Source organism: Pedobacter sp. MC2016-24, from assembly GCF_015223055.1.
In the GTDB taxonomy this organism is placed as follows: Bacteria; Bacteroidota; Bacteroidia; order Sphingobacteriales; family Sphingobacteriaceae; genus Pedobacter.
This window is the reverse complement of the sequence record NZ_JADFBX010000003.1, coordinates 448,537-464,677: the sequence shown is the minus strand read 5'-3', so window position 1 is coordinate 464,677 and position 16,141 is coordinate 448,537. Positions and strand designations below refer to the sequence as shown.

Below are 16,141 nucleotides of genomic sequence, written 5' to 3'. Positions count from 1 at the left end.
AAAGTTAAAGAAAAAACAGGCACGACAGGGTCAGACCACGATTAGCAGTAAGCGAAATAATTTTCAGAATAACGGATTAACTATAGATTTCTAATCCATATGTTACGGTAACTAACTTCATCTCCATGATCCTGTAAACTCAGTGGCTCTTTATCACCATGTTTTTCGTAAGAAGGCGCGCCGATATATTGGGTTGAGCCCGCAATCGTAGCATGGTTTTGAACCAACACACCGTTGTGAATGACCGTGATCGTAGCAGGAATTTTTACCGACCCATCTTCATTAAATCGTGGAGCCATAAAAATCACTTCATAGGTTTGCCACGCTCCCGGTCTGCGTGAAGCATTGGCCAATGGAATCAGCTGTTTGTAAATACTACCCGCCTGCCCATTTGAATAAGTACTGTTGTTATAGGAATCGAGCACCTGTAACTCATATTTACCCATTAGGAAAATACCGCTATTGCCACGCCCCTGGCCGTTACCTTTGACTGTTTCCGGTGATCTCCATTCAATATGCAGCTGACAATCACCAAATTTCTCTTTTGTCGTAATTTCTCCCGTACCCTTTACTACGGTGATGCTACCATCAGCAATCTTCCACTTGACAGGCTGTCCGTCTTTGCCAACAAAGGCAGTGGCCTGATTTCCATTGAACAAAACGATCGCGTCGTCAGGTGCCGCTGCAGCCGTGGCTCCCGGGCTGACAATTTTTGGTACAGGCTTCCAGACTTCGGTAAGTTTAGGTGCATCTACTTTTTCCTGAGCATTAGCATGGCCTGCAACAGCAATACTAAGCAGACTAAAACATAAAATATTCTTTTTCATGAACTGTATGGATTCTAATTAATGATTTAAATATATCAATAATTAAAGCCAATGAAATGATCTGATACAATTTCACAGTTATTTTCAGGCACAAAACCGGCCTGCCACACGTCGCTTCATCTCATTTTGAACCAGGCTGGCCATACGGATGAGCTTCGCTTCTTCTTCCGGAAGAAATACCCTTGGATTTTGATCACCAATACAAATCATGCCTACCCGCAAGCCGTTCCCGGTGGTAATGGGTACCGTAGCGTAAAACTGAAGTCCGCACTCTGCGGCCGTTATCGGGTTGATCATCAAATCAGGTTTTCCAGCCAGCTGGGTAATCAGATTCAGATTTTCATGATCAACAGCCATGGAAGATAAAGCAACATCGATTCCGAAAGCACTCGGTAAACCATTGAGCGAATTGTTCCACACGTTATCTTCATCCACAAAATTGATTAGTGCTACGGGCATATCCATTACTTTTGCTGTCATTGCTGCCAGCTGATCAAAGATAGGTTCAGCCCTGTTGTGGTGAATCGTATATCGCTCTAAATTCTTCAATCGGCCAGTTTCATCCGACAGGATATGATAATTTTCAAACTTTTCCATTCTTCAATAAATAGGTGTCTTTAGTTAAGACAATTATTATACCTCGTTTTGGAAATGCGGGAGATGTTGCTTAATGGCATCAGAAACAAACTTTGAGATTACAAAAAAGGGGCAAAAAGCTAAATAATTTCAAAAATAGAAAATTGCCACAGCCCGACAAGGGGGTGAATTTTACACAATTGGGGAATCTAAATGCTGACTTTCTCAGCCCTCAGAAAAGTCCATTCTCCATTTGCAGCTTGTTCATAGTAAACCTTATAACTCTGATTTGGAGGTAGTGTGAAGTGAAAGCTCAGGCTTTTTTGTTCTGGATCTTTAGGGAGAAAGCTGCTTAATAAAGTATTTGCGATGAGTTGAATTTTGTCTTCCATAATTATTTGGGCGTAATTTAAATCAAATGTTCCTGATGCGCAATTTTCAATAAAAAAACCCTGCAAATTCTAAGAAATTCTTAAAATCTACAGGGCTGGATTGGAGGGTTAGTTAATCTTATTTTTTGGTAACCTTAAATTCTGTCCGTCTGTTTAGTGCCCTGCCTTCCGGATTGTCTTTACCATTCGGGAAATTATTCGGGGCAACCGGACGGGTTTTTCCATAACCTTTACTGGTCATCCTTGCACTTGAAATACCTTTTTCAATCAGGTAATCTACACAAGATTTAGCCCTTCTGTTGGATAGATCAAGGTTGTACTCATCAGTACCTTTACTATCGGTATGTGCACTCAATTCAATCTCAATGCTTGGGTTATCTACCATTATGTCATACAAGTGATCAAGTTTTTCTTTAGAATCCTCTGTCAGATCTGCTTTATTAAATTCATATAGCACGTCTTTCAATACAATTGGCTTGTCTATTTCGTACGGAATCAGACACAAATCAGGACTGGTCAAAGTGTCTTTTTGTACCATTTGGTTGTAATTGTAGGCAATGGCTTTACTAAAATACTTGTCTTTATCTGCTGTCAGCTTAAAGTGCCGGTTTGAATTTACCTTGAAGCTATATTTCCCTGTTTCATCGGTTGTCACCTTAAATTCCTGTAGAGAATCAGCTAAAGTAACTAACACTCCGGTTAGCGGCTTTTGCGTATTGCAATCTAAAACCAGCCCCTGGATAACCAGGCTTTGTTTTCTGACATGGAATACCTCCAGACAGCATTGGGACTCGCGGTCTGAACTGATGTAACCCGCACTATCGTCAGTCTCTGTAGTGGTAAAATACATGTCATCTTTAGAAGAATTGAAGGGATAACCCAGGTTATGCGGTTCTGTCCAGGTTACAAAATCACCTTCACTTTCATAGAAATCAAAGCCGCCCATACCTATCCGTCCATTACTGCTAAACAGTAACTTTTTCGTGCTGCTGTTGTAATAAGGTGCCTGATCGTCTTCATCTGTATTGACCAGTTCACCCATATTGGTGGCCAGACCTACAGAGCCGTCTGATTCTATGGCAGCATACCACAAATCGTATTTACCAGATCCACCTGGCCTGTCGGAAGAAAACATCAGGTATTTCCCGTCCCTGGTCACAAATGGCTGCATCGAATTAAATCCATTTACATTGACATTTCCACCAAGGTCTATGGCTTCAGACCAGGTGCCGGCCTTGTCTGCCGCTGCATTTAAACGAACAATTCTCTTTTTACCTTCATTGTTCCAGTTGGTCACATACATTACTTTTCCGTTGGGCAGAAACGAAGCTGCTCCAAGTTCTCTTTCTTTAGCTTTTATCGCTAATTTTTTAACAGTGATGCGATCGGTAAGTGGATTTCCGGAAGCTTCATAAATGGCATTTACGAAGGGACTTTCCTCCCTGGCTACCTTTGCATTGGCTTTGTCTTGTAATATTTCTTTCTTACCACTCGTATTGGTTGGTCTGGAAGAGGTAAAATAGAGGAGTCCGGTTTGAAGCTGAGCCGCATAATTTGATCCTTTATCATTGATGCTGTTCTGCAGTCTGTTGATCTTAAACAAACGCGGGAACTTAATTTCATACATGGCGAAGCGGCAGGATGCTATTTCTTGCTTTGCTTTAACTTTATAGTTATCGTTCACATCATACCTGGACAGGAACTCATTAAAAGCTTTGATGGCTTCGGGCATTTTCTGATTTGCCCTTAAAGTTTCACCATACCAAAAATAACTCAATACAAATTTGGGTTTATTAAAGCCGATAACCGTAGCGTACCATTTCTCTGCTTCCGCAAAGTTTTTGTATAACCTAAGCGCTTCTGCCAACTGAAATACTGTATTTTCATAGTCATCCCTTTTGGGACTATCCTCTTTTACCCTATTTTCGAACCCATAAGGCAACACCAGACTTCCACTGCTGTCTGCAGTTAGATTCAGTGCTTTTTTATAGTATTCAGCTGCTGCATAATACGCTCCGTTGTGAAAATACACATCTCCTACCCTTTTATTATTGGTTACAAATTGTGCATGCGCAGCAGCGGTGAATAAACAGAGGACCAGTAGTATCTTTATTTTCATTGGAGTATATTTTTATTTTTTGTGGTATTTTTTAATTGTCGAAGCTATACTGAGCTCCAGCTGAGCTTATAATCGTGGGCAAAAGAAGTTGGGTCCTGTGATTCCTTTCCTGCTGTTAAAGGAAACCGACAATTCCAGTCCACCCTTACTTCCTGTAGCCCTGTTTAAGTTAGAAGTATTGAAATCGTAACTTAATCCAAACACCATGTTTTTCAGGTGGAGGCCAAAAAAAGCAATCGCAGAATCGTCAACTCTATAGTTAGATCCAAACAATAAATCTGCTTCCGGATTTAAAAGGACTTGTGCGTAGGCTCCCGCTGCAATTTCACGAGCATTTCCTTGTTTCATATACAAACCGTTAGGCGTTATGCCGAGCATATCTGTCACCTTAATCCGCAGGCCACCATGAGCGGCATAGCGGATCGGCATCCGCACATCAGTACCCAAAAACTTATCAATAGGACGTGTAAGGTGAGCAGCCATTACGCCTCCAAAAACATTTACCACCTGATCGGGATTGCCATCAAAATACATCACGCCGAAATTCACGTCGGGGACCAAAGTATTGGTCGACGTAAAAGAATCAGAGATTCCAAAATTTGGATCATAACCTGTAACCGGATTAAACTGGCTGCCCAAAGTAATCTTGGAAGCATCAAAACTTTTATTGATTATACCGGCCTGCACACCAAAATTTAACATATTTAAGCCGAGCCGGCCAAACCTAACCCGATAAGCACCAGAAACCAGTGCACTCAAATGGTTATAGCTGATGTCACCGGCATTTTGATTCAATATCATCGCGCCAAAAGCTAAATTTTTAACTGGTGCCATATCAAATGAGGCTCCTGCAGTTAAAAACGAGTTGGGTAATGATCCCCACTGTTGCTTTGCGTTTAAAGACACCCGGTATTCTCCATCGGTAACGCCTGTTAAGGCAGGGTTTAACCAAAGTGGATTTGCGTAGTATTGGGAGAAATGGGGATCTATCTGTGCGGTAACCCTTATGGCACCTAAACATAGAAACGCGCCTACTGCCAGTATTTTGATTAGTTTCTTCATAACAAATTTGTTTTTCATCAGTATGTTTATTTTTCAATGGCTATGAGAATATCCCGGGGCTTAGCCATATGCCCAGGATATTCTCATTGTGACTCTGTTATCGCAATAGTGTAATTGTTCCTTTTTTAGTTGTTTTGGTACCGTCATTGAATTCGGCTTCCACGTAGTAAACATAAACACCGTTTGGCTGTATCTGTCCTTTAAAGGTTCCATCCCATCCACTCTGAATGTTGAGTGATTCGTAGATGAATTGTCCCCATTGGTTGTATACCCTTAATCTCATTTTAGCGATGGTATTTCCATAAACATAGAAGACATCATTTTTACCATCGTTATTTGGCGTGAATGTATTTGGAATAAAAATGGTATTGCCCAACGGATTGTCGCTTTTGCCGTTCAGACTGCTGGCATCACTCAACTGACAAGCCAATTGACCTACAGCCCTTACACTGATATTTACATTCTGATCTGGTTTCAAACCTGCAATCAGATAAGTAGTTCCTTGCGGTCCTGAACTTGGTGCAATCCAGCTTAGTCCACCATCGAGAGATACTTCATAAGCAGTAGCTCCCGGAACCGGTGCCCATGCAAAGATTACACTGGTTGCAGTACGTTCCTGAACAGATACCACTGGTGCAGCAAGTTTAGGCAATACCGTTACCGTAACAGCAGTTCTGCTGGCACTGATACATCCTGTAGTAGCATTTGAACTTTCTACATAGTAAATGGTTGTTGCATTTAAAGCAGGAACGGTAAAGGTATTCCCTACATTCAATGCAGTACCCCCGGTGGCTGAGGCGAACCATGAATATTTCAAAGCTGCATCTGGGTTATTTATGGTCAGCACCGTTCCGGTTCCGGCACATTGTGGTGTACTTGCACCAGTCACTGATGCCGGAGGAAGCGGTATGGTACCTGCATTTACAGTAACCATTGCTCTTGTTGTACTGGTACATGTTGCTGATTTGGCTTCTACGTAGAAGTTTGTTGTTGCAGCAGTAATTGCAGGCGTGGTAAAGCTATTGCCAGAACCCAGTATGGTGGTACTTGCTGCTGTAGCATACCAGTTGTAAGTTACACCTGCAACCGGATTGGAAATGCTTAAGGTTGCTGTGCTTCCTAAACAAGTGTTTACTGAATTTGAGGCGACAGTTGGCACATCCGGTCTGGTTGAAACCGTAACTGTTGCTTTAACCCTTCCTGTTGCATTTCCACAACCAGAAGCACTGGTTGCCTGCACATAGTAATCGGTAGTTGTGGTCAGCGGACCAACTGCAAGCGTTGGGCCGGCACCCAACAAGGTACCGTTTTGTGCCGCACTATACCATTGGTAAGTTACGCCGCTCTGAATGTTTTGAATACTTAATGTTGTACCATCACCAGAACAAATCGTTACTGCGCCGCCATTGTTTACAATTGGTACATCTGGTATGGCACTTACTGTAACCGTAACTGCTTTACCGGTACCTGGAAGATTTTCACATTTGTTAGCCCCTTTTACGGTTACATAATAAGTGGTTGTGACTGTAAGTGTTTTCTCCAGTACTGCTCCCGTAAATATTGCATTGGTTAAAGCAGCATCTGTGTACCAGGTAAATACCGGACTGGTCACTGTAGTACTGTTGGCAGTCAGCTTAACGGTATTACCTGCGCAGACTGGCGTTTCAGCTCCCGACACAATCACATCAGCAGCAGTAGCCGGAGTATTGACAATCAGAGTGACAATCTTTGCATCTCCAATGCTATTTTCGCATTTATTACTACCACGAACGGTTAAATAATAGGTCGTAGTAGTGGTTAATGTTGGTTTAAATACCGGATCATTAGAAGCTACATCTGTTAAAGCTGCATTTGTGTACCAGGTAAATACAGGGTTGGTTACCGTTGTACTTTCAGCGGTTAAAATGGCCTGAGTTCCATTACAGAATGGCGCATCATTACCTTTCACAGTGATATCTGAAGACAAAGCCGGAGGGTTAACAACTAAGGTTACGGCTTTGGCACTTGATTTTGTACTTTCACATCTGTTTGATCCGCGAACGGTTACATAATACGTAGTTGTTGCAGTCAATACAGGCTCGAAAACCGGACCGGTAAATATGGCATTGGTGAGGTCCGCATCGGTATACCAGGTGAAGACCGGATTGTTTACTGTAGTAGTCGTTGCCGTTAAAGTTGCTTTTGTTCCTTTACAGTACGCGGCATTATTTCCAGTAACTGACAGATCTGCTGCAGTTGCAGGTGTATTCACGGTAATGGCAACTACTTTTGCGTTACCAGGATCATTCGGACATCTGTTATCACCACTCACCGTAACATAGTAATTGGTTGTTGCCGTAACGATTGGTTCGTAAACTGCACCTCTGAATACTTCCTGGGTTAAATTGGCATCGCTATACCAGATGAACAGTGGATGGCCAACCAAAGCTGCAGTAGCCGTTAAAGTTGCTTTTGATCCGGCACAGAACGGTGTTCCGTTACCAGTTACCGCAATATCGGAAGGTGTAGCCGGATTATTTACGATGATCGAAACTACTTTCGCATCGGCAGGTAAATTCGGGCATTTGTTGGTTCCGCTAACCGTTACATAGAAATTGGTAGTTACCGTTACGACTGGCTGGTAAACCGCCCCCCTGAATACTTCCTGGGTTAAATTTGCATCACTATACCAAACAAATGTTGGTGTATTTACTGTAGTTGTTGTTGCTGTTAGTGTTGCTTTTGAACCCGCACAGTAAGCATTGGCATCTGCGGTTATGTTCAGATCTGCAGCTGTTGCCGGTGTGTTCACGGTTACAGTTACGGCTTTCGCACTTGCAGGCCCGCCAACGCAAGCCTCATCTCCACTTACTGTGACATAGAACGTGGTAGTTACACTTACTGTTGGTTCATAAATGGCATTGGTAGATACGCTTTGTGTTAATGCCGCATCAGTAAACCATTCAAATTTAGGGTTACTTAAAGCACTGCTCGCTGTTAACTTAGCTTTACTGTCTTTACAAACAGCAGTTTCTGCACCGGTAACAGTAACATCACCTGGCGTTGAGAAACGTTTCACTGTAATAGATATCAGTGTGCGTGCAGCGGTGCTCACACATGAATTTCCATTAGCGGCTTCCACGTAAAAATTGTAAACTCCAGGAGCCAGGTTTGCCGCTGTTGTATAAGTATTTGTATTGGTTGCCAGCTTATTACCAAGCGTTAAAGCATCGTACCAATTGTAGCTTACACCGTTTACAGGAGTAACGGCAAGTGTAACGGCTGTATTAGGGCAAACTGCTGTTGGATTACCAGGAGCAGGTACCGGTGCGTCAGGTGCAGCAAAAATGGTTACGTCTACTCCCGTTTTAGCACTTACGCAGTTGTTGCGGCTGGCAGTAACATAGTATTTATAGGTTCCGGCAGCAAGTGTCGCATCAGTAGTATAGGTAGTACCCGAAGCTATTGGACTGGCATCCGTTCCTTTATACCATTGATAAGTCAGACCTGCTACTGGGTTTAGAACAGATAAAGTAGCACCAGAACCTACACAAGCTGAGGCATTGGCACTTGATACGATTGGTGCCACAAGCACACGCTGTGCATAATTGAAATCCAGCGTAGACAGTACAGAAGCCAGACCAGATCTTAACCTGAGCTCTACACCATCAAATTGTTTTTGAGGAACAAAAGAGAAGATATAATCGCCATCCTGACTTAATACATCCAGTTTAATCAATGGGTTACTGGCCGTAATCATATCGTTATTGCTAACCAGGCCATTATAGGTAGTCAACTCGATAGAAGGGAAGACACCTACTGATAATAATTTACCCGGAGAACTTAATCGTACTCTAATCGTATCTCCGATAGTAGAAGGGCCGTTAAAACCGACCAGTTGATATACCGAAGCACCAAGCGCACCAACCGGCATAACCAGTGAGGAAGCGGTTTCTGTATTGTTATCTACAGCAAATTGTGGGTTAAATACAGCGGTCAGTAGTGCCACTCCGTCTACTCCTGCTCTTTTGCTCACCGTTGCTGGTTCACAAGGCACATCGGTTCCGTTTACAGCAGGTAATACGGTCACGTCTACCGTTGCCGCTGCAGACGCAGGACAGCCACCTGAGGTTTCTGCGGTTACATAAAAAGTATGAATAACAGGAGCATTGGTATTATTGATCAATGGATCTGTGATGTAACGTGAATCTGTAGATTTAACCGTCGTTAATGCCACGTCATCGTACCATTTAAACATTGCGCCGGCAGTACTGGATGTTGCAGTCAAAACTGCTGAGGTTCCCGATTTTATGGTTACCGCCATTGGCGTGATTACCGGTTTATCCAGGGTACCTATTTTAATCTCTGCCTTGGTTTTAGTAGCAGAAGGCACACCACAAATTGTAGTTGTAGCTTCTACATAGTAATCTACATTGGCAGTTACATTCGGAATATCAAATTTAACACCGTCTTTATTTGACTGGTATACATTGTTGCTGTCATACCATTTGTAAGTGATACCGGTTAATGGATTTTTAACTTCAAGCGTAACATCACTTCCTGAGCAGGTATTTACATTTGCGGATACCAGTTGAGGCGCATCCGGAACAGGTGTTACCATCACATCAACCTTAGTTCTGGCGCTTGCACATCCCGATGCAGAAGTTGCTGTAACGTAGAAAGTAACATTTTGTGTTCCTACAGTAGGGTTGTAAGTTGGGCCGGTACTCAATACCGTAGCACCAGTTGCATCGTACCATTTGTAGGTAAGCGCAGGGTTTGCATTTAGAATGCTTAATGCGACTTGTTGATTGGCACAGGCTGTTGGATTAGGTACCTGCAGCGTAGGTGCAACCAAAATGCGTCTTGCATAATTCACATCAACTGTGGAAAGCACTCCGGCCAAACCGGCATTCAGGCGTACTTGTACCTGATCAAAAGTTACTGTTGGCACAAAGCTGATTAAAGCCTGACTATTGTTGCTTAATAACTCCAGTTTAATGAGGTTGTTATTGATCGATACTGCATCGTTGTTGTTCGTTCCACCATTATAAGTACCTACCTGGATGCTGGACAATAAGCCAACAGACAAAAGTTTACCTGGTGCACTTAACAATACCTGTACGGTATCGCCCAACGTTGAAGGAGAACCGAATATGAGATTTTGAGAAACTGAGGCTCCTAAAAGTCCAACAGGCATCACCAGTGAAGAACCCGTCTTGGTGTCGTCATCAACAGCTAGTTGTGGGTTGAACACTGCAGAGAGCAAGGCAACACCATTTACACTGTGGGTTTCAGTGAGCGCCCTTTCGCAAGGAACCGGATTTGGGTTTCCACCATTATTTACATTGATGGTCACTTGTACCCTGCTTACTGAAGTACACCCTGTTACATTAGATTTCGCCTCAACATAATAGGTTGTTGTCACAGTGAGCGGAGGTGTTACATATACGGCTCCGGTATAGATCGGAGTCGTATCCGTTGCTGTAGCATACCAGTTGAAACTAACATCCGGATCAATCGGGCTGGCAGTTAAAATAACGGTCTGACCAGGATCAACGGTAGTGGATGAAGCTTGAACTTGTGGCAAAGCAATCATCGGATTTACTGTAACAGGCACTGCGGTACGTGTAGAAACACCACAACCTGGATTGGCCGCTTCTACATAATAAGTCGTATTGGCTGTTAAGGCCGGCGTAACAAATGTAGGGCCAGTGAAGATTGAGGTTCCACCGTTAGCTACAGTATACCAATTGTAATTTACGCCTGTAACCGGACTGTTTACCGAAATACTGGTTGTAGAACCGTAACAAACTGGCAATACCGTTGCAAATGCTGGTGCTGTTGGCACTGGAGTTACTGTTACTGTCACCGGTATACGTGTTGCATTTGGACAACCGGCTTTACTTACTTCTATATAATAGGTTGTTGTTGCTGCAAGTGCAGGTGTAGTAAAAGTCTCTCCCTCATGTAGTGAAGGTCCACCTGTAGCAGCGGCATACCAATTTAAGGTAGTACCGCCATTTGCTGTGGCGCTTAGGGTTGTGGTATTTCCGGCACAAACAGTCTGGCCTGTTGTGGCCACTGTTGGATTTGGATAGATGATGGTAGCCCCATAAATGTTATAATTACTTAGCAAACCAACTACAGCACCTACGCGAATTTCAACAGCGTCAAAATCGCCTGTTGCAGGGAAAGTTGCCTGGAACCTGTTGCCACTTAAAAGCTGCAGGTTCAACAAAGAAGAATTTAAAGGATAAACTTTAACTGGCGTATTGCCTTTATAAACAGTGATGGTGCCGCCATTGATCAAGCCGATATCGGCGAGTCCGACAGGTATCTCCATATCAATTCGGATGCTATCTGTGGCAGCACCTTGTTTTGAAAACTTCAGTTTCTGATACGCTACTCCAGCTACGTTAACCCCCAGGTTAATGGTAGTAAAAGTTGCAGGATCTGCATCTGTAGAACCAGAAGGATTGGTGATTCCACACAGCAGGCAAAGCAAAGATTCAATCTTAGTTTCCTGACTGGTAGCCGCATTACAATTCGGGTTCACAGGTCCGCTGGTTACGGTAACTGTAACAGGTACCCGGGTTAAACTCACGCAACCCGCAGCATTTTGTGTTTCCACATAATAGGTAGTTGTCGTATTCAGAATTGGTGTGGTATAGGTTGTACTGGTAGACAAGGCATTGCCGCCAGTTGCGGCACTGTACCAGGCCAGGGTATTTCCCGTACCGGCATCAGCCTGAAGCGTTGCCGTTTGTCCGGCACTGATAGACTGTCCCGAACTGACTACAGCCAATGCAGGTGCAGGGCGAACAGTAACTGTTACCGCAGTACGATCACTGGTTTCTGTTCCTGAAACGGCAGCTACGTAATAAGTTGTATTTGTTGTTAGTGCAGCAGTAGTATAGCTTGGCCCGGTAAAAATTGCGGTATTTCCAGTACCCGCATACCAGTTATAAGTTACCCCTGTAATTGTTGGTGCAACGGTTAATGTTGCTGTAGTGCCAGCACAAATTGTAGTAGAAGCTACTGCCGGAGCTGCAACTTTTACCAGAATGCTGAAGTTCGTTGTCGTAGCATTGTTGGCAGCATCTTTAGCTGTGATAGAGAAAGTAAATGTGCCACCCAATGTCGGTGTACCAGACACTTTACGTGTCAGGCGATCAAAAGTCAATCCCGGAGGCATATCGGCTTCCAGATAGGTATAAGGGCCAGTTCCGCCTGAAACTTCAGGTAAGGTTTCTCCAGGATAAACAGTACCTACTGTTCCATTCGCCAGGGCCGCTGTAGGCAAAGACAATGCACCAATCACACGCAGGGTGTAATTGGTAGTTACTGTTTTACCGGTTTGATCTTTTACGGTAACTGGTATAGTGAAAAGACCTGATTGACCTGGTGTACCAGAAATGATACGGGTTACCGGATCAAATTGCAAACCGGCGGGCAATGTTGGTGCAGAATAGGTATAAGGGCCTGTGCCACCAGTTGCAGATGGTAAAGCCTGCGAAGTATAAACTACATTCACATTTCCATCAGGAAGTGTGGCTACCGGTAATACCAATGGATCTTTTACAACAAGTGTATAAGGTGTAGTAACTGTTTTTCCATCCGCATCTTTAACGGTTACCGATACGGTATAGGTTCCGGAAGCAGTTGGTGTACCCGTAATTTCATGCGTAGTTTCATTGAAGATTAAACCATTAGGCAGACCCGTAGCTGTGTAAGCATATGGTCCTACGCCTCCTGTAACTGTAGGAATGGTTTGTGCAGGATAAAGTGTTCCAACAGTTCCCTCTGCTAAAGTAGCAGGAGCTAAGACCAATGGATCTCTTACGATAATGGAATAATCCTGTGTGGCTTTATTTCCATTGGCATCAGTTACGGTTACTTTAACCGGATAGGTGCCGGCTTGAGTTGGTGTGCCTGAAATGACATGGGTATCCGGATCCAGGATCAATCCCGGAGGCAGGTTCGTTGCTATATAATTATATGGACCTGTTCCACCTGTAGCAGCTGGAAGTGTCTGATTGGGATACAAAACATTGGTTGTACCATTTGGCAATATTGCAGTACCAATAGCCAAAGCATCGGTAACCACTAGATTAAATGTTGCAGTAGCGTTACAGCCTTTACTATCGGTAACGATAATAGAGAAAGATGCATTTCCGGCAGTGGTAGGTTTGCCAGTCAGCTCACCGGTACTTGACAACGACAAGCCCGCTGGAAGAGTACTGCCTGATGCAAGTGCATAGGTAAATGCCGGACTTCCACCTGTTGCAGGTGTGATTTGTCTGGTATAATTGGAGCCAATTGTTGCGTTTGTTAAAACAGTCGGTGCAAAAACAATGGCTGGATTAACTGTGACTTTTACAGGCATCCGTTCGGTATTCACACAAGTTCCTTTGCTTACTTCTATATAATAAGTAGTAGTTGCTGTTAAACCTGTTGGTGAATAGGTATTTCCCGTAGCCAGTTCAGTGCCGCCAATTGCATCAGCGTACCATTTTAGTGTGGTACCCGCAACCGGATTTGCAGTAAGGGTTGTTGAACCGCCAGAGCAAATGGCGAGGCCGGTATTCGAAATGGTTGGATTTGGATAAATCACTTCAGCACCGTACACATCCACTGAAGACAAGGCGCCTACGATAGCACCGAGACTAATTTCAACCCGATCATAAGCTGCACCAGCCGGTAAAGTTGCTTTAAATCGGCTACCGCTTAAAAGCTGCAGATTTAAAAGCTGTGAATTTAATGGATATGAATTCACAACTTGCTCTCCGTTCATTACATTCACAGTGATTCCACCTAAAACGCTAAGATCTGCCAGTCCAACCGGAACACCTAAATCCAACCTGATACTATCTGAAGCAACTCCGGCGTTAGGGAAAATTAAACGCTGATAAACGCTTGCTCCAACACTTATTGTTAAATTCAGTCTGCTAAAGTTGGTTGGATTGGCATCCACTGCATTTCCAGGATCTGTTACACCGCACAATAAACACAGCAGGCCTTTGATTCCATTCTGTTGCGCATTGGCTGATTTACAGGTTACCCCCGTAGTTACACCCAATACATTTATGGTAACGGCAATCCGATTGGTACTTGCGCAACCAGACGCACTTCTGGTACCTACATAATAAATTTTATTTGACGTTAATGCAGGGGTAGTAAAAGATGTACCCGCTGCTACTGCTATCCCTCCGTTAGGAAGCTCATACCATTCGATGGTACTTCCGGCAGTCGGAGCTACAGCTGTTAAAGTAGCCGTTTGTCCGGAGGAAATGGTTATGTTATTTGTGGAGACTTGTGCATCGGCAGGAAGGGAGTTGACCGTGATTCTTACCGCAGTACGCGTTGCTACCGAACAATTACCATTTAAAGTTTCAATATAATAGGTTCTATTGGCAGACAATGGTCCCACATCATATGTGGTTCCAGTGAACACAGATACACCACCTGTCTGTTCATTGTACCAATTGTAAGTCTGACCAGCTACGGCATTGTTAATCACAAAAATTCCGTTAGACCCCGCACAGATTGGTGCCGCAGTAGCAGTCGCTGCAACTGCATTGGCAGTAACGGTTACTTTAACACTGTCCAGGTCAGATTCCGCTGTACAGCCTGCTTTCTGTGCAGATAAATAATAGGTATAGACTCCGGGAGTTAATCCTGCCTCAGAAAAAACACCGCTTGCATTTGCTCCGGAAATTAGTGTTTTGGTATCAGTTCCGGTTTTTCTATATAAATTATATGTAAATGCCGCATTTGGTGCCGTTGCCGAAAGGTTAACTTGTGTACCGCAAACTCCGGTAATACCACCGTTGATCCCAGCAAATAAGGGTTTGGCAACCGTGCGTTCTACTTCGTGGATATTTAAACCACCCGATAATATGTTACCTCCTACTGCCACAACCTTGCCCATACTGATTTTAATCCGGTCAAATGGAACACCTGGTCTAAAAAAGACCGGCACAGCCCTGGTATTGGCAAATAACCCCAATAAATCAAGATTTAAAAGGGTACTAATTGAAGATGAGGGGCCAACTGGAGTATTTCCGTCATAAGCTTGCAAGGTCACGTTATTAAATAAATCAAGTGTGAGCAGACTTGCAGGTACAGATAAGGTAACTTTAGCATAATCATCTGTGCCAGACTTCCCGTTGAGGAAAACGGTTTGAGATATCGTAGATCCCACGCCAACCAATCCTGCCTGCAGCTGTGAAGAAGTAGCCAGGTTTTTATCAATAGCGAGGTTTGGAGTTTTAACAAGCTCTGTTAACGATACATTTACTCCGACAACCTCTCCTATATTTGCAAAAATAGATGGAGCACAGTTTTCAGGAGCAACTGTAAAAGCATTATATATTTTCATGCTGACCGTAGCGCCCAGGTTTAGCCCAAGCAGGCCAGTTCTAAATCTCAACCTTACCCTAACTGAATTGTAAGGAACGGTAGAAGTTACCGCGAAATAATTTAATCCGGCTGCATCTTTCACTGTTTGTACACTGATATTTGCATCAGGAATCAGATTACCATTATTTTGAGTATTCCCAACTGCTGCTGCTGCATTTGAATATACCTGAAATTCAACCAGATTATTTTTAAACAGATTGGTCAAATCGCCTACGATTTTTAATGCATCCAAGTTTAATCCTGTAGATGTGGGTGCATCAAACCGAATGAATGTGGTTTGGCCGGCAGCAACAGGTGTAGGATACTTAAGTTGCAACCAGGTTTCGCTTTCAGCACCAAGTACAAGTAAACTGAAGTATTTGGATGTGAGCGTGGCTGCAGTATTGTCTGCAGTTGCTGCATATTCCGGATGATCTATTTCTCCGTCAGCCGGCGCTGTTCCGACTGTAGGTCCTCCTAATCCTCCGCCCAATAATTGAGCATATGTAAAAATTCCGCTTGTTGGCGCAACAGTCGCATATGTCTTCGCCTGTCCATACGATTTCGTATTTATTAGCGTTATTGATATTAGTAATAGAAAGAGAAGAAAAGACTCTTTAAAGAATCGCGTTAAGGTAGATATCCTTTTCATAGCAGATAGGTTGAGATTTGTCTGAGTTTTACTGCTACAATTTTAGTCATTGAAGGCCTGCAATTCTCCGTTCGAATTGTTCATTCGCAATGATTAAAGTCCATTTATCTGTTCATTTTGTTCATTTTAA

General features: G+C 43.4%; 6 protein-coding genes. All 6 read right to left on the bottom strand.

Going from position 1 to position 16,141, the window contains the following annotated elements; translation table 11 throughout:
• Nucleotides 1–80: 80 nt before the first annotated feature.
• The 6 genes from IM797_RS10285 to IM797_RS10260 all read right to left on the bottom strand — a co-directional run bounded on the left by IM797_RS10285 (nucleotide 81) and on the right by IM797_RS10260 (nucleotide 16,011).
• Nucleotides 81–827 carry a DUF1080 domain-containing protein gene (locus IM797_RS10285; protein WP_194127025.1) on the bottom strand — a complete coding sequence of 249 codons (747 nt, stop codon included), beginning with the start codon at nucleotides 825–827 and terminating at the stop codon, nucleotides 81–83.
• An 84-nt stretch (nucleotides 828–911) separates the two neighbouring features.
• The gene (locus IM797_RS10280) at nucleotides 912–1,424 is read right to left on the bottom strand and encodes a GAF domain-containing protein (RefSeq protein ID WP_194127024.1); all 513 of its coding nucleotides are present in this window, start codon (nucleotides 1,422–1,424) and stop codon (nucleotides 912–914) included.
• Nucleotides 1,425–1,612: 188 nt separating this feature from the next.
• Nucleotides 1,613–1,795 (bottom strand): hypothetical protein, encoded by a 183-nt coding sequence (locus IM797_RS10275; protein ID WP_194127023.1) that lies wholly within the window; start codon nucleotides 1,793–1,795, stop codon nucleotides 1,613–1,615.
• A 118-nt stretch (nucleotides 1,796–1,913) separates the two neighbouring features.
• Entirely contained in the window at nucleotides 1,914–3,914 is a 2,001-nt protein-coding gene (locus tag IM797_RS10270; RefSeq protein WP_194127022.1) for an OmpA family protein, read from the bottom strand.
• Between the two features lie 66 nt (nucleotides 3,915–3,980).
• Nucleotides 3,981–4,976 carry a PorP/SprF family type IX secretion system membrane protein gene (locus IM797_RS10265; RefSeq protein WP_228098788.1) on the bottom strand — a complete coding sequence of 332 codons (996 nt, stop codon included), beginning with the start codon at nucleotides 4,974–4,976 and terminating at the stop codon, nucleotides 3,981–3,983.
• Between the two features lie 97 nt (nucleotides 4,977–5,073).
• The gene (locus IM797_RS10260; protein ID WP_194127020.1) at nucleotides 5,074–16,011 is read right to left on the bottom strand and encodes a putative Ig domain-containing protein; all 10,938 of its coding nucleotides are present in this window, start codon (nucleotides 16,009–16,011) and stop codon (nucleotides 5,074–5,076) included.
• Nucleotides 16,012–16,141: the final 130 nt, after the last annotated feature.